General features: G+C 71.2%; 29 protein-coding genes. 19 read left to right on the top strand and 10 right to left on the bottom strand.

The features are described from left to right. Window positions 1-143: 143 nt before the first annotated feature. Window positions 144-518, bottom strand: a complete 375-nt coding sequence (locus tag ABT095_RS16175; protein WP_350530036.1) for a phage holin family protein — start codon at window positions 516-518, stop codon at window positions 144-146. An 89-nt stretch (window positions 519-607) separates the two neighbouring features. On the opposite strand from ABT095_RS16175, the gene ABT095_RS16170 reads away from it, so the two are divergent. The 4 genes from ABT095_RS16170 (at window position 608) to ABT095_RS16155 (ending at window position 2,805) form a co-directional block, all read left to right on the top strand. Continuing rightward, the gene (locus ABT095_RS16170; protein ID WP_350530035.1) at window positions 608-925 is read left to right on the top strand and encodes a cupin domain-containing protein; all 318 of its coding nucleotides are present in this window, start codon (window positions 608-610) and stop codon (window positions 923-925) included. Between the two features lie 27 nt (window positions 926-952). Continuing rightward, the gene (gene tenA / locus ABT095_RS16165) at window positions 953-1,621 is read left to right on the top strand and encodes a thiaminase II (protein WP_350530034.1); all 669 of its coding nucleotides are present in this window, start codon (window positions 953-955) and stop codon (window positions 1,619-1,621) included. A 170-nt stretch (window positions 1,622-1,791) separates the two neighbouring features. Next, window positions 1,792-1,992: a DUF5326 family protein gene (locus ABT095_RS16160; RefSeq protein ID WP_104817378.1), complete on the top strand. Its 201-nt coding sequence runs from the start codon at window positions 1,792-1,794 to the stop codon at window positions 1,990-1,992. 165 nt (window positions 1,993-2,157) lie between these two features. Next, window positions 2,158-2,805 carry a VC0807 family protein gene (locus tag ABT095_RS16155; RefSeq protein WP_350530033.1) on the top strand — a complete coding sequence of 216 codons (648 nt, stop codon included), beginning with the start codon at window positions 2,158-2,160 and terminating at the stop codon, window positions 2,803-2,805. 94 nt (window positions 2,806-2,899) lie between these two features. Here ABT095_RS16155 and ABT095_RS16150 read toward each other — a convergent pair whose 3' ends face one another. Continuing rightward, window positions 2,900-4,342: an SPFH domain-containing protein gene (locus ABT095_RS16150; protein WP_350530032.1), complete on the bottom strand. Its 1,443-nt coding sequence runs from the start codon at window positions 4,340-4,342 to the stop codon at window positions 2,900-2,902. Between the two features lie 140 nt (window positions 4,343-4,482). Next, window positions 4,483-4,689 (bottom strand): NfeD C-terminal domain-containing protein, encoded by a 207-nt coding sequence (locus ABT095_RS16145; RefSeq protein WP_350530041.1) that lies wholly within the window; start codon window positions 4,687-4,689, stop codon window positions 4,483-4,485. Window positions 4,690-4,921: 232 nt separating this feature from the next. Here ABT095_RS16145 and thiC point away from each other — a divergent pair, with 232 nt between their 5' ends. From thiC to ABT095_RS16130, 3 genes are all read left to right on the top strand, one after another. After that, window positions 4,922-6,730: a phosphomethylpyrimidine synthase ThiC gene (gene thiC, locus ABT095_RS16140; protein ID WP_350530031.1), complete on the top strand. Its 1,809-nt coding sequence runs from the start codon at window positions 4,922-4,924 to the stop codon at window positions 6,728-6,730. A gap of 159 nt (window positions 6,731-6,889) precedes the next feature. Continuing rightward, the gene (locus ABT095_RS16135; protein ID WP_350530030.1) at window positions 6,890-7,498 is read left to right on the top strand and encodes a hypothetical protein; all 609 of its coding nucleotides are present in this window, start codon (window positions 6,890-6,892) and stop codon (window positions 7,496-7,498) included. Window positions 7,499-7,768: 270 nt separating this feature from the next. Further along, window positions 7,769-8,302, top strand: a complete 534-nt coding sequence (locus tag ABT095_RS16130) for an NUDIX hydrolase (protein WP_350530029.1) — start codon at window positions 7,769-7,771, stop codon at window positions 8,300-8,302. A gap of 2 nt (window positions 8,303-8,304) precedes the next feature. On the opposite strand, the gene ABT095_RS16125 is transcribed toward ABT095_RS16130, so the two are convergent. Continuing rightward, window positions 8,305-9,654, bottom strand: a complete 1,350-nt coding sequence (locus ABT095_RS16125; RefSeq protein WP_350530028.1) for an NsdA family TPR-like regulatory protein — start codon at window positions 9,652-9,654, stop codon at window positions 8,305-8,307. Between the two features lie 149 nt (window positions 9,655-9,803). On the opposite strand from ABT095_RS16125, the gene ABT095_RS16120 reads away from it, so the two are divergent. The 7 genes from ABT095_RS16120 to ABT095_RS16090 all read left to right on the top strand — a co-directional run bounded on the left by ABT095_RS16120 (window position 9,804) and on the right by ABT095_RS16090 (window position 14,672). After that, window positions 9,804-10,289, top strand: a complete 486-nt coding sequence (locus ABT095_RS16120) for an ATP-binding protein (protein ID WP_350530027.1) — start codon at window positions 9,804-9,806, stop codon at window positions 10,287-10,289. Window positions 10,290-10,373: 84 nt separating this feature from the next. Continuing rightward, window positions 10,374-10,508: a hypothetical protein gene (locus ABT095_RS16115; RefSeq protein WP_350530026.1), complete on the top strand. Its 135-nt coding sequence runs from the start codon at window positions 10,374-10,376 to the stop codon at window positions 10,506-10,508. Between the two features lie 14 nt (window positions 10,509-10,522). After that, on the top strand, window positions 10,523-11,713 hold the full coding sequence (locus ABT095_RS16110; RefSeq protein ID WP_350530025.1) for a cupin domain-containing protein: 1,191 nt from the start codon (window positions 10,523-10,525) through the stop codon (window positions 11,711-11,713). Next, complete coding sequence (locus tag ABT095_RS16105) at window positions 11,710-12,615, top strand: aldo/keto reductase (RefSeq protein WP_350530024.1); 906 nt, start codon at window positions 11,710-11,712, stop codon at window positions 12,613-12,615. Before ABT095_RS16110 ends, ABT095_RS16105 begins: the two co-directional genes overlap by 4 nt. A 196-nt stretch (window positions 12,616-12,811) precedes the next feature. Continuing rightward, window positions 12,812-13,462, top strand: a complete 651-nt coding sequence (locus ABT095_RS16100; RefSeq protein ID WP_350530023.1) for a hypothetical protein — start codon at window positions 12,812-12,814, stop codon at window positions 13,460-13,462. A 572-nt stretch (window positions 13,463-14,034) separates the two neighbouring features. After that, window positions 14,035-14,256, top strand: a complete 222-nt coding sequence (locus tag ABT095_RS16095) for a type II toxin-antitoxin system VapB family antitoxin (protein ID WP_350530022.1) — start codon at window positions 14,035-14,037, stop codon at window positions 14,254-14,256. Then, complete coding sequence (locus tag ABT095_RS16090; protein WP_350530021.1) at window positions 14,253-14,672, top strand: PIN domain-containing protein; 420 nt, start codon at window positions 14,253-14,255, stop codon at window positions 14,670-14,672. The genes ABT095_RS16095 and ABT095_RS16090 overlap by 4 nt, the downstream gene beginning before the upstream one ends. 140 nt (window positions 14,673-14,812) lie before the next feature. On the opposite strand, the gene ABT095_RS16085 is transcribed toward ABT095_RS16090, so the two are convergent. Further along, window positions 14,813-16,153, bottom strand: coding sequence for a glycosyl hydrolase family 28-related protein (locus ABT095_RS16085; protein ID WP_350530020.1), 1,341 nt, complete (start codon window positions 16,151-16,153; stop codon window positions 14,813-14,815). A gap of 140 nt (window positions 16,154-16,293) precedes the next feature. Between ABT095_RS16085 and ABT095_RS16080 the strand changes: the two genes are divergently transcribed. The 3 genes from ABT095_RS16080 to ABT095_RS16070 are packed head-to-tail and all read left to right on the top strand — an operon-like array spanning window position 16,294 to window position 17,874. Then, on the top strand, window positions 16,294-16,788 hold the full coding sequence (locus ABT095_RS16080; RefSeq protein WP_350530019.1) for a hypothetical protein: 495 nt from the start codon (window positions 16,294-16,296) through the stop codon (window positions 16,786-16,788). Between the two features lie 16 nt (window positions 16,789-16,804). After that, the gene (locus ABT095_RS16075; RefSeq protein ID WP_350530018.1) at window positions 16,805-17,101 is read left to right on the top strand and encodes a putative quinol monooxygenase; all 297 of its coding nucleotides are present in this window, start codon (window positions 16,805-16,807) and stop codon (window positions 17,099-17,101) included. Window positions 17,102-17,136: 35 nt separating this feature from the next. Further along, complete coding sequence (locus ABT095_RS16070; RefSeq protein WP_350530017.1) at window positions 17,137-17,874, top strand: 2-phosphosulfolactate phosphatase; 738 nt, start codon at window positions 17,137-17,139, stop codon at window positions 17,872-17,874. Here the strand turns inward: ABT095_RS16070 and ABT095_RS16065 are convergent. After that, window positions 17,871-18,701 carry a helix-turn-helix domain-containing protein gene (locus ABT095_RS16065; RefSeq protein ID WP_350530016.1) on the bottom strand — a complete coding sequence of 277 codons (831 nt, stop codon included), beginning with the start codon at window positions 18,699-18,701 and terminating at the stop codon, window positions 17,871-17,873. The genes ABT095_RS16070 and ABT095_RS16065 overlap by 4 nt on opposite strands. A gap of 114 nt (window positions 18,702-18,815) precedes the next feature. Between ABT095_RS16065 and ABT095_RS16060 the strand changes: the two genes are divergently transcribed. Continuing rightward, window positions 18,816-19,415, top strand: a complete 600-nt coding sequence (locus ABT095_RS16060) for an NADPH-dependent FMN reductase (protein ID WP_350530015.1) — start codon at window positions 18,816-18,818, stop codon at window positions 19,413-19,415. A gap of 56 nt (window positions 19,416-19,471) precedes the next feature. Further along, window positions 19,472-20,209, top strand: coding sequence for a TSUP family transporter (locus tag ABT095_RS16055; RefSeq protein ID WP_502884883.1), 738 nt, complete (start codon window positions 19,472-19,474; stop codon window positions 20,207-20,209). On the opposite strand, the gene ABT095_RS16050 is transcribed toward ABT095_RS16055, so the two are convergent. The 4 genes from ABT095_RS16050 to ABT095_RS16035 all read right to left on the bottom strand — a co-directional run bounded on the left by ABT095_RS16050 (window position 20,203) and on the right by ABT095_RS16035 (window position 24,541). Beyond that, window positions 20,203-20,874: a response regulator gene (locus tag ABT095_RS16050; RefSeq protein ID WP_350530014.1), complete on the bottom strand. Its 672-nt coding sequence runs from the start codon at window positions 20,872-20,874 to the stop codon at window positions 20,203-20,205. The two genes, ABT095_RS16055 and ABT095_RS16050, sit on opposite strands and share 7 nt — an antisense overlap. After that, the gene (locus ABT095_RS16045; RefSeq protein ID WP_350530013.1) at window positions 20,871-22,145 is read right to left on the bottom strand and encodes a sensor histidine kinase; all 1,275 of its coding nucleotides are present in this window, start codon (window positions 22,143-22,145) and stop codon (window positions 20,871-20,873) included. The genes ABT095_RS16050 and ABT095_RS16045 overlap by 4 nt, the downstream gene beginning before the upstream one ends. A gap of 40 nt (window positions 22,146-22,185) precedes the next feature. Further along, window positions 22,186-23,385, bottom strand: a complete 1,200-nt coding sequence (locus tag ABT095_RS16040) for an acyltransferase family protein (RefSeq protein ID WP_350530012.1) — start codon at window positions 23,383-23,385, stop codon at window positions 22,186-22,188. Between the two features lie 181 nt (window positions 23,386-23,566). Continuing rightward, window positions 23,567-24,541, bottom strand: a complete 975-nt coding sequence (locus ABT095_RS16035; protein ID WP_350530011.1) for an alpha/beta hydrolase — start codon at window positions 24,539-24,541, stop codon at window positions 23,567-23,569. Window positions 24,542-24,576 lie beyond the last annotated feature (35 nt).

Raw genomic sequence — 24,576 nt, 5'->3', positions numbered from 1 at the left:
AAACGCTCGGCTGGGAAACCCCAGCCGAGCGTCTGGCTAAACTCCTCGCGGCCTAGACAACCGACCACGTGTTGCAACGACCCCTAGAAACCGCCGCGGTCGCCCGGGCCCCTTCCGTATGCCTTGCTCAGGTGGTGTCGTGCTCAGTCGTCGTCCAGGGCCAGGTGCAGACCCCAGGAGACCAGGCTGATGATCAGCGAGCCGAACAGGGCGGCCCAGAAGCCCTGGACGTGGAAGTCCAGGTGGACCTTGTCCGAGGCCCAGGAGGTCAGCCACAGCATCAGGGCGTTGATCAGGAAGGTGACCAGGCCCAGGGTCAGGATGAACAGCGGCAGCGAGAACAGCTTCACCACCGGCTTGATCAGGAAGTTGATGACGCCGAAGACCAGCGCGACGCCGATCACGGTGATCGTCTTGTGCTGCCAGTCGTCCCCGGTGATCGTGATCCCGTCGACGATCCAGGCCGCCACCCAGATCGCCGCCGCGTTGATGAGCGTTTTGATGACGAAACTCTTCATGGCGCCGATAGTCGCAGCTCAGCGGGCCCGGCGGAAGCTCCCGGCGGGGATGATGTTCAATGGCCGGGAGCGAGCGTGGAGGTAGCAGGATGAAGCTCTTCCGGCTGGACCGGCTGGATGCCGAGCGGGCCGCCAACGACGGTGCGTATCTGCGCTTCCTGAAGGAGCGCCACATGTCCGCCGGGCTGTACGCGCTGGCGCCGGGCGAGACGGACGTGCAGACCCCGCACGCGCAGGACGAGATCTACCAGGTCATCAGCGGCCGGGCCGAGTTGACCGTCGGTGACGAGACGGCGACAATCGGGCGCGGCTGCGTGGTGTACGTGCCGGCCGGGGTGCCGCACCGGTTCCACCACGTCACCGAGGAGCTGCGGGTGCTGGTGGTCTTCTCGCCGCCGGAGGACTGAGACCGCCTGCGGGTACGGTCTTGGGTCATGACCAGCAAGCTGACCGATCAACTCTGGGCGGCCGCCGAGCCGGTGTACGCCGAGATCCTCGCCCATCCGTTCCTGACCGGCCTGACCGACGGCTCCCTGCCGCGCGAGGCCTTCCGGCACTTCGTGGTGCAGGACTCGCACTACCTGCGCGACTACGCCCGCGCGCTGGCGGTCTGCGCCGCCAAGGCGCCCGACGAGGCGGACGTGCGGGCCTTCGCCGACGACGCCGTCGGGGCGCTGGCCGCCGAGCAGGGCATGCACGCCGAGTTCATGACCGCCTTCGGTGCCAGCGCCGAGGAGGCCGCCGCCGAGCCGGTGCTGCCGACCACCCGGGCCTACACCAGCTACCTGCTCGCCACCGCGTACGGCGGCTCCTACGCCGAGGCCGTCGCCGCCGTGCTGCCCTGCTACTGGATCTACGCCCGGGTCGGCGAGCGCCTGCTCGAGCGGTCCTCCCCCGACCCGCTGTACGCCAAGTGGATCGCGACCTACGGGGACGAGGCCTTCCAGTCGGTGGTGCGGCGGGTGCTGGCGCTCACCGACCGGCTCGGCGAGCAGGCCTCCCCCGCCGAACGGCGGCGGATGGTCGAGCACTTCAGCACCACCTCGCGGTACGAGTGGATGTTCTGGGACGCCGCCTGGCGCGGTGAGGGCTGGCCGGTCTGACCCGGCCTTGGGGGTGATCCCTGGGGCCGGGCCTCAGGGGGATCTCCGGGTTCTCTCGGGGGCTGGAACCCTCGTTCCACGCCGGAGGCACCCGTACGATCGAAGTATCGAAAGCGAGCGGGACGCGGCGGAGAAGCCGGCGCTAGCCCGAGGGGAGAGAAGGAACGGACATGGCTGAGCTCTGGAAGTCGCTGCCCTCGTGGGTGCGCAACATCGTCGTCCCGATCATCGTGCTGGTTCTCGCGTGGAACCTGATCTGGTTCGTCGTGGGCGTGGTGAGCTCGCTGCTCGCGCTGGTGATCAAGGCGCTAGTGGTGGTCGGGGTGGCCGCCGCGGTGTGGATCCTGGTGAAGAAGGCAGCCAAGAGCTGACGCCCGCAGGTGCTCGAACCCCGCTCCCGGGTCTCCGGGGGCGGGGTTCCGTCGTGTGTGACATCCGTCAGGTGCCGGTGTGGACGGGATGCACTGCCGACCGGGGTGGCCCGCGCGGGATGGTGGACCCACAGCACGGGACACGGCGGCGAAAGGGCGGACACCATGGCACTCAGCATGAACGGCGCGGTTCGGAACGACGGCGGGCCGCTGGCCGCCCTGCGCCCGATCGCGCTGGACGTCGCGCTGCCGCTCGGCGCGTACTACGCGGCGCACTCGCTGCTCGGGCTCGGGCTGGTGCCCTCGCTGGTGGTCGGGAGCGTCGTGCCGCTGGTGCGGACGGCCGAGCAGCTGCTGCGGACGCGGTCGGTGAACGGCCTGGCGATGCTGATGCTGGTGGTCAACGTCGCGGGGATCGCACTCTCGGCCGTGGCCGGCGACCCGCGGCTGATGATTGCCAAGGACGGCGCCGTGAGCAGTGTGATCGGGCTCGGGATGCTGTTCTCGGTGGCGGCCGGGCGGCCGATGATGACGGCGGCGATGCGGCCGTTCGTCACGCGAGGGGACGCGGCGCGGGAGGCGGCCTGGGAGCGGGCCTCCGGGTCGGTGCGGTTCCGGCGGTACGAGCGGGCGTTCACGCTGGTGTGGGGCTCGGTGCTGGTCGCCGAGTGCGCGGTGAAGGTGGTGCTGGCGTACACGCTGCCGGTGGAGACGATGGCCTGGTTCGGCACGGTGCTGCTGGTGGGGGCGATGGCGCTGGCCTTCGCGGTGGGGAACGTCTTTGCCGGGAAGATCGCCGAACTGGTGCGGTGAACCCTGGCGGGGCGCGGGGAGCTGCACGGCGCAACCGACCTACGGGAGTGGGTGGTTGGCAGCGCAGTTCCTCGCGCCCCTGGGTTTTTGCAACTTACTCCTGGACCGGAATGATCTCGGTCGTGGCGGGCTGCGCACTCGGCTGGTTGGTGTTCATCGAGTTGAGCAGCTGGCGGGCCAGGCCGAGGCCGGTGCCACCCATGGTGAGGGCCTTGGCGAACATGTCGCCCATGCCCTCGGCGCCGTTGAGCAGGACCATGTGCTCGACGTTGCCGAAGGCCTCGGCCCCGGCGCGGACGATCTCGGGCCAGTTCTCGGCGAGCTGCTGGGCGACGACGGCCTCCTGGTTCTCCGCCAGGGCGGCCGCGCGGGCCTTGATCGCCTCGGCCTCGGCGAGACCGAGGGCGCGGGCGGCCTCGGCGGCCGCGAGGCCCTTCGCCTCGGCGGCGGCCGCCTCGGCCTGGCCGGTGGCGCGGGTCGCCTCGGCGGCGGCCAGACCGCGGGCCTTGGTCGCCTCGGCCTCGGCGCCCGCGGCGACCTTCACCCGGTTCGCCTCGGCCGCGGCCTTGAGCTCGGTCTCCCGGGCCTGGGCCTCGGCGGCGGAGATCCGGGCATCGCGGTCGGCGACGGCCTTGGTGCGGGTCTCGTAGGCGCGGGCGTCGGCCGGCTTGCGGACGTCGGCCTGCAGCTGCTGCTCCTTGCGGGCGGCCTCCAGCTCGGCGACCTTGGTCTCCTGGACCACGACCTCCTGCCGGGCGGCGGCCTGGGCGAGCGGACCGGCCTGCATCGCGTGGGCGGTGGCCTTCTCCAGCTCGGCCTGGTAACCGGCCTGCTGGATACCGGAGTTGCGGGTCGCCTCGGCCTTGCGGGCGAAGGCCTCCTGCTCCGCCTCGGTGGCGATGCGGTCGGCTGCGGCGGCCGCGATGCGGGCGTCCCGCTGGACGGCGGCGGCGTGCGGGGCGGCGAGGTTCTGGATGTAGCCGGTCGGGTCCAGGATCTCCTGGATCTGCAGCGAGTCGATGATCAGCCCGAGCTTCTCCATCTCGCTGCCCGAGGCGGCCCGGGTCTCGGCGGTCAGCCGCTCGCGGTCGCGGATCATGTCCTCGACCGTCAACGAGCCGACGATGGACCGGAGATGACCGGCGAAGACGTTGTGCACCCGCGGGCCCATCGAGCTCTGCTGGGCCAGGAAGCGGCGGGCCGCGTTGGCGATGGAGACCAGGTCGTCGCCGACCTTGAAGATGACAACGCCCTTGACGTGCACCGGAATACCCTGCGACGTCACGCACTCGACGTCCAGGTCGGCCTCGTTGAGCTCGAGCGACAGGCGGCGGACCACCTGCAGGCCGGGCGTCACGAGCGTTCCCCGGCCGGTGACGATCCGGAAGCCGAGCCCGTCACCGACCCCCTCGGTGCGGTGCTTGGAGCCGGAGATGATGAGTGCCTCGTCCGGTTCGGCGACCCGCCACATCATCTTGAAGAGCAGGACGACCAGGACAACAGCGGCGACGGCGCCGCCCAAAACGCCGATGAACATCGGCAGATTCCCCCTTCAGGGCACACTCGCGTCCCGTGGCTGCGCTTGTTGTGCAGGATTGCGCGGTACGCGGTGGCAGATCGAGATTGTGCGCCTGTCGGATTCCGTTGGGAAGACCGGGGGGTGGGTTGGCGCCGACGCTAAACGGACAGTGGTGCGACGTACACCGTGCGTGGCGGCTGGTACTCGACCACCATGACCTGGCTGCCGGTCGGCAGCGGTTCGCCGGGCACGGCGAGGTACGCGAGGAACGCCTCCGTCCCGCCCCGCTCGGGGACGTGCACCAGCACCTCCCCCACCAGACCCGCGCCGATCTTCCCCGTCACCCGGCCGGTGCTGCCGACCATCCCCGTCGTCATGCCCTGGAGTCTGCCACCCGTCCGACGGCTGGAACCCTGCTGGACCAGTTCGACCCGGCCCGCTACGGTGTTGGACGTCTTGTCGTGGGCAATTCCGCCCGACGACACGGGAGCTCGGAGCACCGGGCTGAGAGGGCGCTGAACGGATCCCGCATCCGACCGCTGTGCCGACCGCAGGAACCTGACCGGGTAATGCCGGCGTAGGGAGATAGAGGGTCTCATGACCACGTCCGACACACAGCACACCCCTGCCCAGACCGCTGTCACCAGCGCCTCCACCGGCTACCCGACGCCCGCCTGGCGCAAGGCCTACCGCGAGGGTTCGCGCCCCGACCTGCGCGTCCCGTACCGCGAGGTGCAGCTCACCAACGGCAAGACCGTCCCGCTCTACGACACCTCCGGCCCGTACACCGACCAGGCCTACGAGGCCGACGTCCGGCGCGGACTGCCGCCGCTGCGGGACGCCTGGATCCGCCAGCGCGGCGATGTCGAGGAGTACGACGGCCGGGAGGCCCGGCCCGAGGACGACGGGATCAAGCACACCTCCCCGCGCGGCGGGAACCTGCGCAACCTGGACGCGGTCTTCCCGGGCCGCCCGCGTCGCCCGCTGCGCGGCCGGGACGGCGTGCCGGTCACCCAACTGGCCTACGCGCGACGGGGGATCGTCACGCCCGAGATGGAGTTCATCGCCCTGCGCGAGGGCCTGGACGCGGAGTTCGTGCGCAGCGAGGTCGCGGCCGGCCGGGCCGTCATCCCGCTGAACGTGAACCACCCCGAGGTCGAGCCGGCCATCATCGGGACCAACTTCCTGGTCAAGATCAACGCCAACATCGGCAACTCGGCGGTCACCTCCTCGATCGAGGAGGAGGTGGAGAAGATGACCTGGGCCACCCGCTGGGGCGCCGACACGGTCATGGACCTCTCCACCGGGCGCAACATCCACACCACCCGCGAGTGGATCCTGCGCAACTCCCCCGTGCCGATCGGCACCGTGCCGCTCTACCAGGCGCTGGAGAAGGTGGACGGGCGCGCGGAGGACCTCACCTGGGAGGTCTACCGGGACACCATCATCGAGCAGTGCGAGCAGGGCGTCGACTACATGACGGTGCACGCGGGCGTGCTGCTGCGGTACGTGCCGATGACCGCCCGCCGCAAGACCGGCATCGTCTCGCGCGGTGGCTCGATCATGGCGGCCTGGTGCCTGGCGCACCACCAGGAGAACTTCCTCTACACGAACTTCGAGGAGCTCTGCGACATCCTCGCCGCCTACGACGTGACATTCTCGCTCGGTGACGGCCTGCGGCCGGGCTCGATCGCGGACGCCAACGACGAGGCGCAGTTCGCCGAACTGCAGACGCTGGGCGAGCTCGGGCGGATCGCCCGGGAGCGTGGCGTGCAGGTCATGATCGAGGGCCCGGGGCACGTCCCGATGAACAAGATCAAGGAGAACATGGATCTCCAGAAGGAGATCTGCGACGAGGCCCCGTTCTACACCCTCGGCCCGCTGACCACCGACGTCGCGCCCGGGTACGACCACATCACCTCGGGCATCGGCGCCGCGATGATCGCCTGGTGGGGCACGGCCATGCTCTGCTACGTCACCCCCAAGGAGCACCTGGGCCTGCCCAACCGGGACGACGTCAAGACCGGCGTGATCACCTACAAGATCGCCGCCCACGCCGCCGACCTGGCCAAGGGCCACCCCGGCGCCCAGGCCTGGGACGACGCCCTCTCCGACGCCCGCTTCGAGTTCCGCTGGGAGGACCAGTTCAACCTGGCCCTCGACCCGGAGACCGCTCGCGACTTCCACGACGAGACCCTCCCGGCGGAGCCCGCCAAGACGGCCCACTTCTGCTCCATGTGCGGCCCGAAGTTCTGCTCGATGAAGATCAGCAAAACCATCAATGAGAAGTTCGGCAACGGGCAGGCCTCGCCGGAGTACGACGAGACCGCTGTCGAGGGCATGAAGGCCAAGTCCGAGGAGTTCGCGGCCCAGGGCAACCGGGTCTACCTCCCGCTGGCCGACTGACGGCCGACCCAGGACGGCGCCGCACCGGGAGGCAGGAGGGGGTCTCCCGGCGCGGCGCTTCGGCTTGCTCGTTCGGCTCAGTCTCCGCGAGTCGGTTCTTGGGCGAACCTGTTCGCGCGGTTCCCTGGAGAGGCAACGCCTGCGTAGGGAGACGGATCGATGACTGAGCAGCAGCCGTCCGGCCAGGAACGGCCCGAAGGTGAGCCGGCCGGTGGACAGGGGGGACCTGCCAAGGGGTGGGGGCAGCAACCGCCACCCGGGCAGTCGCCGTACGGGCCGCCGCCGCCAGGGTGGAGCCAGCAGCCGCCTGCTCCTCCCAAGCGCCGGTTCGGCCGGGGTGTTCTCGTCGGCTGCCTCAGCGCGGTCGTGCTACTCGTCGTGCTGATCGTGGTCATCGTCGTAGCCGTCGGGGGGAGCAGCAAGAAGTCCCCGACCAGCCCCACCTCCACCAGCAGCGGCGTGCAGTCGAGTGGAGGGGCGCACCCGCCGGAGGCGGACGTATCGGTCACCTCCTGCGATGTCGACCCGACCACGTCATTGCCCAGCGCCAAGCTGGAGATCGTCAACCACAGCTCGAAGTCTTCGGACTACAGCATCTCTGTGGAGTTCGTGGATGCGAACGGCACCCGGGTCGCCGAGGGCGCGACGTTCCAGAGCCACCTTGCACCGGGTCAGAAGGCGGAGGACACGGCGGGAGGCACTGCTCAGGTGAGTGGCAAGATCACCTGCAAGGTGACCTCCGTGAACCGGATTTCAGCAGTCGGGTGACGGGGGCGGCACCGAGGAGCTCGCGGCATAAGGATCGGGTGCCATGCCGCTGGCGGACTGACGGCGTTCCGCAGACCGCGCTGCGCCGACGGAGGGGCTCTCCTGGTGCGGCGCTCTGGCGTGCCTTTCTCTGGCCCGGTAAGACGCCGATTCCGCTCAACACCGAGCCCCTGTGCGGCTATTCGTCAGAGTGATGCAAATTCGTTGGAACGGGCATGTCGGTCTTCCCGTCTCTGACATGCTGAGGGTCCACCGAGAGGGGCCGTCGCGATGCAGTGGAAGATCCACGGGGAACGTCCGATCTACGAGAACCCATGGGTGAACCTGTGGCTGGCTGATGTCGAGCAGCCAGACGGGCACCGGTGGGAACACCACGTGGTCAAGCTGCGGCACCTCGCGGTCGCCGCCGTGGTGAACGACGAGAAGCAGGTGCTGATGATGTGGCGGCACCGCTTCATCACCGACTCGTGGGCCTGGGAACTGCCCATGGGCTTGATCGAAGCCGACGAGACTCCGGCTGAGGCCGCCGCGCGTGAGGTACTTGAGGAGACCGGCTGGAAGACCGGCGAGATCAAGCCGCTCATCTACGCCCAACCGGCGAACGGCATCACGGACTCCGAGCACTTCGTCTTCCGCGCGGACGCGGTCGAGTATGTTGGGCCGCCGACCGAGCGCAACGAGTCGGACCGCATCGAGTGGATTCCGCTGTCCGACCTTCGCGGCATGATCGACCGCCGCGAGATCGTCAGCAGCGGCACGCTTGTCGGCGTGCTCTACCTACTGCTGGATGAGGCCGGCCTCTGACGTCACCGAGTCGCCAACGCGCCGATCCTGCGGACCAGCTCCGAGGCGATCGGCGCGCTCCGGTACGGGTGCAGCAGTTCGCTGAATTCCCGGAGGTGGGCGAGCACCCTGGGCGACTCCACATCCGCCGCGAGATTGAGTGCCTCCGTTGCCGTCGTGCAAGCTAACTCGACTTCATGGCGCTGGAGTTGAGTGCGGGCGAGCCAGAATGTGTGGAAGGCGCGCCCCCGCTGGTTGGTTGCTGCCTCCCCCTGTAGAGCCTCGGCGATGAGTGGTTCGGCGGCCTCGGCGTCGCCCAACTGCCCGAGGGCGATACCGGTGTCCACGGTCAGTTTGGTGCGGTCGAAGTACTGGACCCACGCCGGATCGTCGTCCGTCGGGTCGATCCGCTCGAACTGGTGCAGCGCCTCGTTGATCGCAAGGTGCGTTGCCTCCCGGTCGTGCTCGGTGGCGTGGCCGAACGCCTCGCGCATGGACAACATCGCCATCAACCTGGGAGTGCCACCGGAGAGACGGGCGCTGTCCTGGGCCGCCCGGGCGAGCGTGATGGCCTCCCTCGCCTGGTCCTGGTAGGTCGCCTGGAGGCTGAGGCAGGCCAGGACGTTGGCGACGAACGGGCGGTCGTCGATCTCGCGCGCCAGGCGGAGCGATTCGACGAAATACCCCCGAGCGGTGCTGTACTGCCGTGCGTCGAAGTAGGTCCAGCCGGTCAGCCGTGCGAGCTCGGCTGCGATGCCGTGAAGGCTCCGACGGAAGTTGGGCTCGGCGGTGTCGTGCAGTATGCCTTTCACGTACCTGAGTTGGCCGATCACTGCTGGCCGGAGGGCTTCGCCGCCGTGCTCGTCGTCGCGTCGCCAGTAGTCCTCGATCGACGATTGCAATGAGCGCAGGACGGTTGGCGTGACTCGGGTGCCGGCTGCGATCGCAAGGATCTCGTCCAACCCGGTGCCGGGCGGCGGGGACTCCGGGAACCAAGAGTCTGTCGCCTGCCGGGGGATCGGGGCCGGTTGGCCCGCAGGGGGAGCCGCGGGGACTTCCCAGCTCCGTGCGGCGAGGCCGAGCAGGTGCCCCGGAATCCTCAGACCATCTGCGATGCGCTCGATCACGGTGATGTTGGTGATCTTCGGCTTGCCGTTCATGACCTCGCCCACCCTGCTGGGCGTCAGGTCGCATGCCCGCGCGATGCGTGAGGCGTGGAACCCGCCTTTGCGCTTGGCGAGTTGGAAGATCAGCGCGAAGTCTCGCGCGGCACAGGCTGCGACCATCTCAGGATCGGCAAGTAGTCGGCTTGGCAGCCCTGGTGACGCCGTGGAGTCGGTCATGTCCGGCACCCCCACCACCGGGTTGATCATCGCTCAGTGTCACGTGGGATAACAGACCGCGAGTCTACCCATGGTGGGTACACGCGCTGGCCTTAATCGGGAACGGGCTGTCCGGCAATCCTGTGAGTCCACCGGGAAAACCCGGGGGCACTCGTCCAGCAGGAAGGCGGCCCGTGCGCATGAGCCTCACCGACACTGCCGTGTTCCCCACCCCTCAGGGCTGGGATGTCGAGCCCGATCCGGCTGCTGTACCTCGTGCGCGTCACTTGATCAGGAAGACTGCCGAGTCCTGGCAAGTCCCCCTGTCGGACGGCGCGTTGCGGGACGTCGAGCTGTGCGCGGGCGAGCTGCTGACGAACGCTGTCGAGCACACCAAGGCTCGATGCCGGGTGACCGTGCGGTGGACCGGTGAACGCCTGCGGGTGGAGGTTGAGGATTCGAGCTTGCGTCTCCCCGACCGAGAGGCCGCCGAGGACACGGTCACCGGCGGCCGTGGGCTCCTGTTGGTCGCGGGGCTTGCGCACTCCTGGGACTGGTATCCGGCCGGAATCGGCAAGGTCGTGTGGTTCGAGGTCGCGGCCGACCAGTTGGTGACGGGGGACAGGCGGCTCGCGGTCCTCGTCAACGCCGCCCAGGCCCGCGCCACGCCGCTCGTCCGAACCTGACCGTTCGGCCCTGGTGGCTGCTGCCACCTCCCAATTCTCCTGCCGGAACCCCGGCGGGACTGTCCCAACAGAGAGGAACACGTCATGGTGCAGGACACCCCGGCGGCCCCGGCTGCTGAGGGCGGCCTCGTGGTCGCCGCTCGGAAGATCACCGCTGCGCGGGCCCGTACCGAGCAGCCGTCCGACGTCAGCAGCGGCCGTTCCGACGGCAACGACTAGTAAGGCTGCCCACGATGCGTGACGCTGCTTCGTGGGCGGCGCGTCTGGGCGGGGACACGTTCCTCGCCCAGACGCTCAACCGCTCCTATGCCGTCTTCCCCGGGGAGGCCGCCGACGTCGCCGGCCTCCTGTCCTGGGACGACCTGAACAACATCCTTGCCACCCAGCGGTTGGAGCCCCCGCGACTCCGCTTGTCGATGGACGGCGAGATGCTGCCCTTGCACCGGTACGCGCTCCCGGTCACCACCCGGCGTTCCGTGACCTGGCACCGCATTCAACCGGCAGAGCTGCACGCTCGGTTGGCCGAAGGCGCCTCGCTCGTCCTGGACTCGATCGAGAAGATCCACCCCCCGATCGGGACCGCCGCCGAGGCCCTGGAACGGTTCCTCGGCACGCTGGTACAGGTCAACGCCTACGCCTCGTGGACCGAACGGGAAGGCTTCGGTACCCACTGGGACGACCACGACGTGGTGGTGGTCCAGATGTACGGGGCCAAGCGGTGGAAGCTGTACGGACCGACTCGGACCGCGCCGACCTTCCGGGACGTGGAGTCCCCCGAGACGCCGGAGGGCGATCCGGTCGCTGACCTTGTCCTGCAGCCCGGTGACGTCCTCTACCTGCCCCGTGGTTGGTGGCACGCTGTGACGGCAGATCAGGGGACGGCTTCGCTGCACCTCACCTTCGGCCTGGTGCCCCACACAGGGGCGGACCTGCTGACCTGGGTGGTGGATCAGCTGCGGTCCCGTCTCCCCCTGCGGCTCGACGTTCCTCGGTTCGCCTCGCCGGGTGAGCAGGCGGCCTTCGTGGACGACCTGCGCTCGGAGGTACTGGCCGAACTGACCGATCCCGGACTGGTGAGCCGGTGGGCTGAGTCGGTGGACACCACCCACTACGGCCGAGCGGCCACCTCGTTGCCGTATGTCGAGGGTCTGCCGGACCGGGCCGACGTGATGGTTCGGCTGACCGCTCCGCGCGCGAAGCTCACTGAGAATGAGGCTCAGGGTACGGTCACGCTCGCGGCGGCCGGAACCGCGTGGGACTTCACTGAGCAGGCGGCTCCGATCCTCCGTGCCCTGCTGAGCGGCAAGCCCGCCGCGCTCGGCGTCCTGGCGGAGGCTGCTGGGTTGGAGGTCAAGGACGTTGCTTCAACTCTCTCCGTCCTCATTGAGGGGCAGGCTGCCTCTGTCGTCTGGGCGGCGCTGTGACGGCGGCGCTCGGATTGGGCACGTACCGGGTGCGCACTGGTCGCCAGGCGGCGCACACTGCCCTCGGGGCCGGAGCGCGATGGGTCGATACGGCTCCCAACTACGGCCACGGACAGGCCCATCTCGATCTCGCCCCCGTGCTCGCCGAGTACCCGGATGCTCTGGTGGCGACCAAGACCGGGTTCCACAACGGAGCCCAGCGGCGTGCCGCTGTCGAGGCCGGCCAACTGACCGAGGCAACAGCCGTCCACGGACACAGCCTCTCCCCAGCCTTCGTGAGGTGGCAGACGGAGGACTCCCTCCGCACGCTCGGGCGGGCGGACATCGTGTTCGTCCACAACCCGGAGCACGCCGCGCGCCGACTCGGGAGGGACGCGACTCTGCGCCAACTGAGGCAGTGTTTCGCCGAGTTGGAGTACCTCGCTGACAGCGGTTGCATCGGTGGTTACGGGGTGGCGACCTGGTCGGGGCTGAACGACGGCACGTTCTCGGTCCCTGGGCTGCTGGCGCTCGCCCAGGAAGCAGCCGGATCGCCGCACCACCACTTCAAGGCCATCCAACTGCCGGTCAGTCTCGTCATGGCCGACCCGATCGCGGAAGCGCTCGACGGCGCCGGGCCGCTGGCAGAGGCCCACGCGGCCGGGATCACCACGTTCGGGTCCGCCCCGCTGCACGGCGGGGAACTGCCAGCGCTGATGACCCCCGAACTGGTGAACCTCATCAGGCCCGGCCTGACTGCCCCGGCCGCTGCCGTGCTGGTCGCCGCGTCCTGCCCCGGCCTGGACGTGGTGCTCCTCTCGGCCAGCACAGCCGCGCACTGGGACGATGCGGCCAAGGCGCTGGCAGAGCCGCTGCCCGCTGACCGAGTCAGGAGCGTGATCAATGCACTCGCCACCGGATGAGGAGACCAGAGTCCGGATGGAGGCGGTACACAAGACGGCGGCCAAGTACCTCGGGCTGACCTGTACCGGCGGTCCGGTCTGGGGGTTTCAGGGGTGCACGCTCAGCCGACAGGCCGGAAACCGCTGGCTCCGGGTCTCGGCCACGGCAGCGGCGAACTTCGGGCGGAAGGAGGGGGAGGGCATCGTCGGGGCCTCGGTGCGCGTGCCGGACGACGTGCCGCGACCGAAGCTGCACGACGTGCTCGACTGGACGGAGGGCAGTTACGCGTACGCGGCCGACGTCCTCGACTTCATCCCTCACCCGGTGGTCTCGCCCCACCGGCCGGACCTGGACCAGGACCCCGGTCTGTCCGACGAGTGGTGGAGCACCTTGCGTCGTGCTCTCGCTCGGCTGGGTCAGGCGACCGGGGTACGGACAACGATCCGGGATGGCTGGATCGAGAAGGCGTTCCCGCAGTTCCTCGGGATTCCCGGTCCGGGGAAGGTTGAGCGGACCACCGGCCACGGTGACCTGCACTGGGGCAACATCACGGCTCCGCTGGTGATTCTCGACTGGGAGCGGTGGGGCATGGTCCCGGTCGGCTACGACGCCGGTCTCCTGCACGCCAACAGCCTGCTGGTCCCGGGCGTGGCCGCCCGGGTCCGGGCCGAGTTCGCCCCGGTGCTCGACACTCCCGCCGGCCGGATTGGTGAACTCGCAGCCCTGGCCGAGATGCTGCAAGCGGTAGCCCGCGGCTGGTATCCCGAACTTGCGCCACACCTCGGGGCCCGAGCCACCGAACTCACGGGCGTGAAGCCCCCGGCGCCCATCGCGTCCGAGATCCTGGCCTCAGAGCCAAGCCTGTAGTGCCCCTGCACCCTGCTGGTGCTGGGGCACTCGGCGCTTCCGAGCACCGCACCGCCCGCGTAGGGACCACGGTCTCCTCCGGCGATTCCAGCTGGTGGGTTGGTCTGCGCTTCAGCTACTTCATCCGTTCCGTGCCTGGTGGCGGCGTGAATCTGACCGACCGGCTACGGGCTTGAGTGCCTGCTCAGACCTCGTGACACGATCACGACGCCGGCTTGTTCAGCCTCGGCGATGAGTGGTTCGGCGGCCTCGGCGTCGCCCAACTGCCTGAGGGCGATACCGGTGTCCACGGTCGGTTTGGTGCGGTCGAAGTACTGGACCCACGCCGGATCGTCGTCTGTCGGTCGATCCGCTCGAACTGGTGGAACGGTGCATGTCGGCTTTGCGCGAGAGGGTAGCTGGCTCTGTCCACAGGCTGTGCGTGGCGTACCGGTCGCACGGGCCGGAGCGGCTTCGCGCTGGTCGAGCTGCCGGCGCCGTGACGGCCGATGTGTTTGCGTGGGGCGGGCCCGGGCACGGTCGGCCACTGTTATATTCAGAGCTGTTGTTGGTCTTATATAGCGGAGGCAATTATGAGCGTGACAACCATCGACCTGGACGATGACGCCCTGGCGAAGGCCCTGCGGTTCTCCGGGGGCGCGACCAAGAAGGACGTGGTGAACACCGCCCTCCGCGAGTACGCCGAGCGGCACGAGCAGGCAGCCCGGCGCGCTCGGCACTTCCAGGCCGCCCAGCAGTGGGATTACGAGGGATGGCAGGAGCTCCGCAAGGCCGAGAAGCGGGGAGAGGAGTGATCCGGTACCTCGCGGACTCCACCGCCGTGTGGCGTCTGCTGCGCGAGCAGCATCTGAATGACGCATGGGGGGAGGACATCGACTTGCGTGTCATCGGATCCTGCGCTCCGCAGCGCACCGAGTTCCGCCGCTCTGCCCGCAACCTCGTGCACTACGAGCAGATGGGCGAGATGTTCACCGACCTGTACCCGGACGTGCCGCTGCCGAAGAACATCTGGGGCTGGATCGAGTCTGCCCAGTTCCGGCTCGCCCAGAGCGGCGGAGCCGTCCGGGCCCTGTCCACTGTTGATCTCATGGTCTGCGCGACCGCGGCTCACCATGGGCTGATCGTGCTGCACGACGACAACGACTTCGCCACCGCGGCCGGTGTCCTGACCGATGTCCTCCAACGCAGCGTCCACGACGTTTCGGTATAGCCGACAGCGCTACGAAGTGGGTGCGAGCTGGGCTGAGTTGGCAACCGGGTCTACCTCCCCCCGGCCGACTGGCGGCCGCCCCGGAACGGCGCCGCACCGGGAGGCAGGAGGGGGTCTCCCGGGGCGGCGCTCCGGCGCGGCTAGTTCAGCGTGGACCAGCGCCAGGTGCCGTTGACCCGGACGTAGAGGCGGTTGTCGGTGGTGTCGACGGCCATCGTGCCGTCCAGGGGCGGGTGGGTGAAGGAGGAGTCGGTGGCCGGGCCGGCCACCAGGCGGAGCGGGGGGTTGGGGGCGTTCTTGGTGGGGAGGGTGCCGGCGGCCTGGGCGCCGGTGGTGCCCCAGGAGGCTTCGACGCGGAAGTCGCCGGTGCTGGGCTCGTAGTAGATGTGGGGGCCGGTGGGGGCGGTCGTGTACTGGCCGATCACGTTGCGGACGACGGCGGTGGAGCCGGGGCCGGAGTAGAGGTCGACGCCCGCGTTGACGGTGGCGACGCTGCCGTTGGCGATGAGGACGTTCTCCAGGGCGCTGTAACTGGCGGCCCAGGCGATGATGTTCTGCGGCTTCTTGCTGGTGTAGCCGCTCGCGAAGTTCCCGGCGAAGCAGTAGATGTTGCTCGCGTACACGTGGCGGCAGGAGGCGTCGGTCTTGAGGTGGGGGCCGCCCTGCATCTGCGAGGTCTCGAACTTGCAGTCCGTCAGGTAGATGCCGTTCGGGTTGTTGGAGTTGTTGACCCCGGCGGTGATCCAGATCGCGCCGGTGCCGAACGCCTCGAGCCGGCAGCCGATGAAGTGCAGCTGGTTGTTGTTGTCCCCGCTGTAGCCGTGGCCGGACGCGGCGGCCGAGTTGCGCAGGTAGATGTTGGGCTGGCCGGTGCTGTCGGCGGTGCCGGTGCAGGACTCGATGACCAGGTTGTAGAAGCGCGAGTCCCAGCATTCGACGGCGTCGATGGCGATGTCGTTGTTGCTGGACATGTAGACGTCGCGGACGTACGTGTCGTCGTTGTAGTAGAGCTCGAGGAGCAGGCCGGTGCGGCCACTGCCGTTGAACCCGAGGTTCTCCACCGAGCAGTACCGGCGGTGGGTGGCGCCGCTCGGGTCGGTCGCCGGGCCGGAGACGGCCAGCAGGGTGCCGTTGCCGTTCTTCACGAGGGTGGCCGCCTTGGCGCCGGCGCCGAGCAGCTTGATGCCGTTGCCCTTCAGCGCGAGGGCGGGTGCCCCGGCGCCGGGCGTCACGCGGTACTGGCCGACCGGGAAGTAGACCGTCCCGCCTCCGCCGGCCGCGGCGGCGTCCAGCGCGGCCTGCACCGCCGTGGTGTCGTCGGTGCTCCCATCCCCCGTGGCGCCGTAGTCCTTGACGTTGAACCAGTCCGGCCCGGTGGCGCTGCCGGCCTGGGCCTGCCCGGCGGCGCCCATCACCCCGGCACCCGCCAGGCCCGCTATCGCCCCGGCGAACAGTGCCCGGCGTCGCGTGGTCTCCGACATTCCTGACTCCCCCTCAATTCAGTGCAGAGAGCCCTCAAGATCCCAGCGCGCCATGAGCTGCGTCAATTCCGTCGGGAGGTGTCGCAGCGAGGGCCTAGGGTCGCCGGTGCGGACGGACCGCTGCGGTGGGAGGGGGAACGATGGGCGTGCTGACGGACTACTTCCGGGCTGCGGACGCCGCTTCGGTGGTGCGGGAGCTGGCGCGGGAGGACGGCGGGCCGTTGGTCGGCGGGCGGCGGCCGGTGTTCGACGGGGTCGAGGCGAAGCATCTTGATCCGTGCGTGGTGCTGGGGCAGTTGGTGGCCGCGGTGCGGGGGGTGCCGTGGGCGGTGGATCTGGTGGCGGAGCGGACGGTGTGGCCGACCGGTCCGGAGCCTGGCCCGGGGGAGGTTCCGGACGAGGACGATCCGTGGTCGACGGGCCCGTGGGTCTCGGAGCTGGGGGACGACGTCCGGGACGTGCTGGCGGGCGTGCCGGACGCGGAGCTGGCGGCCGTGGCCGGCCGGTGGGTGAAGGCGGAGGAGCTGCGGCCGGCGGAGGTCGGGGAAATGCTGCCGGTGGCGGCGGGGTTGGTTCAACTGGCCAGGCGGGCCCGGACAGCCGACGAGCGGCTGTACTGCTGGATCTGCCTGTGAGAGAGGTGCGTAGTCCGTGTCCAGGAACATAAGCGTCATCGCCGTGTTGAAGGCCAGGCCCGGAATGGAGGACCGGATGCGCGCACAGGCCCGGTCGATGGCCGAGGCCAGCCTCGCCGAGCCAGGGTGTCTGGGGTACCGCAACTATGTGGATCCGGAGGATCCGCGGTCCTGGGTGGTCGTGGAGGAGTGGACCGACCGGGCGGCGCTGGATGCGCATCTGGCCAGCCCGCACCTGGCCCGTTCGCTGGAGCTGGCGGGCGAACTGCTGGCGGAGCCGCCGTCACTGAGGATCCTCGCCGAGGTGGACTGAGGGCGGAACCGCCCCCGGTGCCAGAATCGGGCGCTATGAGCGACTGGGTGCGGCAGCAGGGGTACGGGGTCCGGTTCGAGTGGGGGCCGGTGGGGGCACGGCAGTTGGCGCCCGAGGTGGCGGGGCTGGTGGTGGTGGACGTGTTGTCGTTCACCACCTCGGTGAGTGTGGCGGTGGAGGCGGGGGTGCGGGTGTATCCCTATGCGTGGCGGGACGAGTCGGCGGTGGCGTTCGCGCGGGAGCGGGGGGCCGAGCTGGCGGTGGGGCGGCGGGCGGCCGACGGGGCGGCGCCGTGGTCGCTGTCGCCGGCGGCGTTGCGGCGGGCGCCGTTCACGCCGAGGCTGGTGCTGCCCTCGCCCAACGGGTCGGCGATTGCGGCGGCCGCGGACGGGGCGGTGGTGGTGGCGGCCTGTCTGCGCAATGCCACGGCGGTCGGGCGGTGGCTGGCGGAGCACGGCTTCGGGACGGTCGAGCGGCCGGTCGGGGTGGTCGCCGCCGGGGAGCGGTGGCCGGACGGGAGTCTGCGGCCCGCCCTGGAGGATCTGCTGGGGGCCGGGGCGGTGATCGCGGCGCTGGACGCTGGTACGCCCTCGCCGGAGGCGGCTGCCGCGCGGGCCTGCTACGAGCAGACCGCCGATGTGGCCGGGGCGGTGGCGGGCTGTGCGTCGGGCGTCGAGCTGGTGTCGGGTGGGTTCGCCGAGGACGTGGTGATCGCGACCGAGCTCGATACGAGCGTGGTGGTGCCCCGGCTGGTCGGCGGGGCCTTCGGTTAGGAGATCGCCCGGAGGCGGACGGGTGTCCGCAGGCTCTCCAGGGCCTGGGCGGTGGCGGCGTCGGCCGGGAGGTAGACGGTCAGCTGCTGGGAGTCGGTGGGGAGTTCGAGGGTCTCGCGCAGCAGGCGCAGCTCGGGGCCGGCGGGGTGGCGGAGGTGGAGCGGGCCCCGGCGGGGGACGGTGTGGCGGCGCAGCCGGGAGGTGAACTCGGGGCCGGCGACGGGGGTGAGTTCGGTGGTGAGCCAGACGCAGTTCTCGATGGACGGGCCGAGCCAGAGGTCGAAGGCCTGCTCGTCGGCGATCGCGTCCCAGTCGGCGAAGAAGGAGCGGGCGGCGGGGTCGGTGAAGACGTACCTGGTCAGGTTCGGGGTGTCGGTGTCGAGCAACCCGCAGGCGCCGAAGACGAGTTCGTAGCCCGGCGTGCGGGCGAGCACGTCGCCCAGGCGGTTGGTGACGGCGGCGATGCCCGGTTCGAGCAGGCGCAGTGTCTGCAGGACGCCCGGGCGGACTTCGCGGGAGGCCGGGGCGGGCCGGGGGTGGGCGCCGCACTCGCTGCCGGTGATCTTCACCAGGTAGCGCAGGTGGTTACGCTCCTCGGGGCCGAGGCTGAGGGCGTCGGCGAGCGCGTTCACGATCTGCACGGAGGGGTTGCGGTCCCGGCCCTGCTCGATCCGGGTCAGGTACTCGACGCTGATCCCGGCCCGGGCGGCCAGGTCGGAGCGGCGCAGCCCCGGTGAGCGGCGGCGGCCGCGCTCCGGCAGGCCCAGCTCGGTGGGCTGGATGCTGTCGCGCTTGGCGCGGATGAAGTCTCCCAGCGGTGTACCCATACCGGCGAGGATAGTTCGGGCCCGGCCGGGAGCAGGAGGGCTCAGCCTGGCCCTGCTGGGGCCAGCCTGAGCGCGGCCTGGTTGTGATCGCGCGGCGGCCGGAGAGTGGTGGGCATGGAGAACAACAACAAGCCCAAGCTGCTGGTCATCGTCGGAAGCGTCCGGGAAGGACGGTTCGGCCCGGTGGTGGCCGACTGGGTCGCCGGGCAGGCCGCGACGCACGGAGGGTTCGAGGTGGAGACGCTCGACCTGGCCGAGGTCGACCTCCCGCTGGCCCTGCCGGCCACCTCGCCGAAGTTCGCCGGCGACGCCTACCCCCGCCCGGCCGGGATGGCCCCGCTGACCGCCGCGCTGGAGAGCGCCGACGCGTTCGTGGTGGTCACGCCGGAGTACAACCACAGTTACCCCGCCTCGCTGAAGGCCGCCATCGACTGGCACTTCACCCAGTGGACGGCCAAGCCGGTGGCCTTCGTCAGCTACGGCGGCGGTGCGGGCGGGCGGCACGCCGTGCTGCACCTGGAGAACGTGCTGAACGAGCTGCACGCCGTGCCGATCCGCGACGGACTGGCCTTCCCGAACTACTGGACGGCCTGGCAGGACGGCCGCCCGGCCGACCAGGCCACCGAGGGGTACGCCAAGACCATGCTCGACCAGCTGACCTGGTGGGCGAACGCCCTGAAGGCGGCCCGGGAGAGCGTGCCCTACCCGGCCTGAGCGCGGGGCACCCCGGTCTCCTACGGTGGTGGCCTGGCCGGAGGGGAACGGGGGGCGTGGTGCTGGGCGGTTGGGGTGCGGCGGGGCTGCTGGGCGGGGTGGTGGCGGTCGGGGCCTCGGTGCAGCGGATGGCCGGGATCGGGTTCGCGCTGGTGGCCGCGCCCGGGCTGGTGCTGCTGGTGGGGGCCGGGCCCGGGGTGGTGCTGTCCAACTGTGCGGCCGGGGTGATCAGTGCGGTGGGGCTGGTCGGGGGCTGGCGGCAGGTCCGGGTGCGGGCGATGGCGCCGCTGGTGGTGGCGGCCGCGGCCTCCGTACCGCTCGGGTCCTGGGTGGCGGCACGCCTACCGGAGCCGGAACTGCTGGCCGTGATGGGCCTGTTGGTCACCGTGGCCGTGCTGTTGGTGATGTGGGGGGTGCGGGTCGCGGCGCTGCGCGGCGGGCGCGGGGCGCTGGCGGCCGGGGCGGTGAGCGGGTTCATGAACGCCGCCGCCGGGGTGGGCGGGCCCGCCGTGTCGCTGTACGCGGTGAACGCGGGCTGGACGGCCCGGGAGTTCGTGCCCAACGCGCAGTTCTACGGGGTGCTGGTCAACCTCTTCTCGCTCTTCGCCAAGGGCCTGCCCCGGCTGGACGGGCCGGAGTGGCTCTGCGTGTCGGCCGGGATCGCCGGTGGCGCGGTGGCCGGGCGGTGGCTGGCCGAGCGGGTACCGGACGGCCCCGCCCGGCGGGTCGTGCTCGGGCTGGCGCTGCTGGGCGGGCTGACCACCCTGGGCAAGGGGCTGCTCGCCCTTCAGTAGCCGCTGGGCCGGACCAGGCCGGTCTCGTACGCGAAGACGGCGGCCTGGGTGCGGTCGCGCAGGCCGAGCTTGACCAGCATCCGGCTGACGTGGGTCTTCACGGTCTGCTCGGCCACCAGCAGGGTGCCGGCGATCTCGGCGTTGGACAGGCCCTGGGCGATCAGGGCCAGCACCTCGGTCTCCCGCTCGGTGAGATCGCCGACCCGGGCGTGCAGCGGGGTGCGCGGCGAGCTGGTGGTACGGGAGAACTCGGCGATCAGCCGGCGGGTGACGCTGGGCGCCAGCAGTGCCTCCCCGGCGGCCACCACCCGGACGGCGTGCGCGAGTTCGGCGGCGGAGGCGTCCTTGAGCAGGAAGCCGGCGGCGCCCGCGCGCAGCGCCTCGTAGACGTACTCGTCCAGGTCGAAGGTGGTCAGGATGAGCACCTTGACGCTAGCGCCGGGCGGTTCGGTGATCCGCCTGGTCGCCTCGATACCGCCGAGCTCGGGCATCCGGATGTCCATCAGGACGACGTCGGGGGCGAGTTCGGCGGTCTTGGCGACGGCGTCCAGGCCGTCCACCGCCTGGCCGACCACCTCGATACCGGGCTCGGCCCCGAGCAGGACGGCGAAGCCCTGCCGGATCATGACCTGGTCGTCGGCGATCAGTACGCGGATGTCGGTCACGGGCCGTCCTTGGGAGCTGGGGTTTTGGTGAGCGTCGGGAGGAGAGCGGTGACCTGGTAACCGCCGTCCGGGGTGGGGCCGGTGGTGATTCTGCCGCCCAGCATGGCGGTGCGCTCGCGCATGCCCAGCAGGCCGTGGCCGGTACCGGAGGGCGGCGGGACCGGCCTGGTGGGAGCTGAGTTGGTGACGGAGATGGTCAAGTCAGTTGACAGGTAGTCGAGTTCGACGGTGACGCTGGAGCCGGGGGCGTGCCGCATGGCGTTGCTGAGCGCCTCCTGGACGATCCGGTACGCCGAGAGGTCGACCCCCGGGGGCAGCGGGCGGGCCTGGCCGATGGTCTCGGCGGTGATGCTGAGCCCGGCGCCGCGGACGGTGTCGACCAGGTCGGCGAGCCGGTCGAGGGTGGGCTGCGGGGCGTGCCGGGAGTTGTCCAGGGAGGCGTCCTCGGAGCGCAGCACGCCCAGCACGCGGCGTAGTTCGATCAGGGCGTCCACCGCGTTGGCCCGGATGTTCGCGAGGTTCTCCTTGAGCTCCTCGGAGGGCTGCTCGACCAGGTGGACGGCGACCTGGGCCTGCACCGAGATCACCGACATGTGGTGGGCGACCACGTCGTGCAGCTCGCGGGCGATCCGGGTGCGCTCCTCGAGCAGGGTGCGGCGGGCCTTCTCCTGGCCGGTCAGCTCCTCCTGCACCACCAGCTCCTGGCGGGCCTGCTGGCGTCCGCGCAGGGCGGTGCCGAGGGCGGCGGCCACGATCAGGGCGACCAGGCCGAACGGCTCCGCGCGCGGCCAGAACAGGTCGAACGCCACCGCGGGCAGCAGGTTGACCACCAGGACGGTCAACGCGGTGCGGAGCGGGACGAGCTGGGTGAGGAAGAAGATCAGGGCGGTCTGGAGGATCAGCTCCGGCGGCGTCCAGGGGTAGTAGCCGTCGAAGCCGCCACCGCCCCGGGCGAAGGTGGAGGCCACGATGATCATCAGCATGGCCACCCACCAGGCGGCGACCGGCCGGTAGAGCACCCAGACCACCGCGAGGGCGGCGGGCGCGGCCAGCAGGAGGCCGGAGGTCGGGCCGAGGAGGAATCTGAAGGCGTACCAGTTGGTGTTGACGACGCAGAGCAGGGTGGCGCCGATGATCAGCAGGACCAGGATGGCCGTGTGCCAGTCGCCACCGAGCCGGCGGCCGCGCAGCGGCGGGGCGAAGGCCGCGTCCCACAGGTCCTCGCGTACCCGGCCCGGCAGCGCGCGCAGCGCCGCGAGCGGACGGCTCATCAGACTCCCCCGGTCGGTCGGACGTTCGTCAAGATCCACTTTAGGCATGAGAGGTCGCCTCCGGCAGGGGGTGAGGGCGGGGAGAGGGGGAGTGGGGGGAGTCAGGCACGGGCACCACCGTCGACCGGGGTGGGACGGCGGCGGCCCGCGGGTGCTCGTACGGGTGGAAGGTGGCCCGGCAGGCGAGCAGGGCCAGGGCGAAGACCGGCAGCCAGGGGAGACGGGCGAGGGCCCAGCCGAGGCCGTCCGGGGTGGTGTGCAGGCCGGGGAGCGGGCCGCCCAGGCGCAGGGCGAGGGCGGTGACGGCCATCATCGCGGTCTGGTGCCAGAGGAAGACGGTCATCGCGGAGAGGTTCACCAGGGCCACCGCGGCCCAGACGGCGGGCCGCCGGGTGAGGCGGCGCAGGGGGCCGAGCAGCAGGAGCGCCGCCCCGCACTGGGCCAGGCCGAAGGTCACGGCGGCGAGGGTGAGCGGTCCGAGGTTGGAGACGGCGGCGCCGGGCACGCCGACCATCGAGGCCGGGTAGCCGGCCCAGGCGACCAGGGCCGCCGTGGCGGCGGCGCCGCCGAGCAGCAGCGCCCAGCCGGTGGCCCGGCCGCGCAGCTCGCCGCGGGACCAAGCGGTGCCCAGGCAGTACGGCACCAGCCAGCCGGCCGCCTCGTTCAGGTACCCGAGTGCTTCGGGCGCGTTCCCGGCGAAGCGGGCGAGGTCGACCAGGGCGACCACGGCGAGCGGCCAGGCCGGGTGCAGGCGGGCCACCAGCGGGGTGGCGGCGGTCAGGGCGGCGAAGACCAGCAGGAACCAGAGCGGGGAGACGGCGAGCTTGGCGAGCGTGTGCACGGTGTCGCTGCCCGCGCCGGCGGCCAGCATGGTGGCCGCCGCGAGGGTCCAGACCACCAGCAGGGCGGCCACCGGGCGGAACAGCCGGGCGAGGCGGGCCCGCAGCCAGCCCCGGTAGCCGGTGCCGCGGGCGGTGGCGGCGCGGTGGCTCAGCCCGGCTGCCTGCCCGCCGCCCAGGAAGAACACCGCCAGGGTCTGGAACAGCCAGGAGACGGGGGCGAGCCCGGGCAGGTAGTGCAGCGGGCTGGCCACGTGCAGGGCGCCGCTGTCGGCGACCAGGGCCGTGACCAGCCAGTGGCCGAGGACGACGCCGAGGACGGCCAGGGCGCGCAGGGCGTCCAGGGTGCGGTCGCGGTCGGGCGGGGTGGCGGCCTCGATCCGGCGGATCAACTCGGGCATGGGAGGGCTCCGGAGGGGCGGGAGGAGGGGAAGGTCGGGAGGGAGGGCAGGCGAGCGCAGAGTGGGTGGTGCTGGGCGGGGTGGCCGGGGGCGCCGAGCGGCTGTGCCGGGGGCTCGGGAGAGGGAGCGGTGCCGCGAGCGGCCGGGGGCGCTGAGTTGGCCGTGCCGGGGTGGGCCGGGCTCAGGGGGTGGTGTCGGCGGCGCCGGTGACGATGCGGGCCAGGGCGGGGAGGGCCGGGGAGCCGGGGCGGAGGTAGTCGCTGTGGCCGCCGGGGCCGGCCGGGAAGATCCGTGCGCCGAACTCGGCCGAGACCGGGTCGGTGCCGAAGCCGACGGAGGTGAACAGGAGTGGCAGCCGCAGGTGCGGTACGGCGGCGATCCAGTCGCCCGCGCCGCGCCCGGCCCAGACGGTGGCGCCGGTGTGCAGGGCGCGGGCGTTCGGGACGCCGACGCCGGGGCTTCCGTACAGCACCAGGTCGCTGACGCCCGTCAGGCCGCTCGCGGCTCGGCCGCAGACCACCGAGCCGTAGGAGTGGCAGAGCAGGGCGATCCGGTCGGCGGGTGCGGCGGTGTGCAGGCCGGCCAGGAAGGCGTCGAGCGGGGGTGCGGCCCGCTCGGCCAGGGCGGCGGTGGTCTGCGCGGGGTCGAGGGTGCCGGGGGTGCGGTAGCCCAGCCAGGCGAGCACGGCGCTGTGGGTGCCGCGCAGTCGGTCGTTCAGGGCGGTGGCGCCCGAGCGCAGCCGGTCGTAGTGGTCGAGGCTGTTGTCCGCGCCGGGCACCAGGACGGCCAGCTGCCGGGCTGCCGCGAGGTCGCCGAAGACCTCCACGCTGCGCCCGCCGTCGCGGCCGTCGAAGAGCAGGAAGTGCCGGGCGGGGTCGGCCATCGTGCGCAGCGCGGCGGCCCGTGCGTGGTCGCCGTGCCCGGTGGCCGCCTGCTCGGCGGAGAGGATGTCGGCCCGGGTGGTGGCGTACCGCCCGGCCAGGGCCGGGGCGTCGAGCGGGCCGACGCCGGCGGGCGCGGTCGGTGCCGGGGCGGGGACGGCGCCGGGCCGGGCCGCTCCCGCGATCGGCAGGGCCACCGAGGCCGTGACGAGGGCGGCGCAGAGGGTACGGCGCAGCCGGCCGCTGCGGGCGGTCGGGCGGGGGCGGGACGCCATGGCGGCAGGTCCTTTCGGTCCGGGCTGGGTTTCCG

This window comes from Kitasatospora sp. NPDC002227, from assembly GCF_040296285.1.
Lineage (GTDB): Bacteria > Actinomycetota > Actinomycetes > Streptomycetales > Streptomycetaceae > Kitasatospora.
Note: the sequence above shows the minus strand (reverse complement) of the source record. Positions and strands in the feature narration are given on the sequence as shown.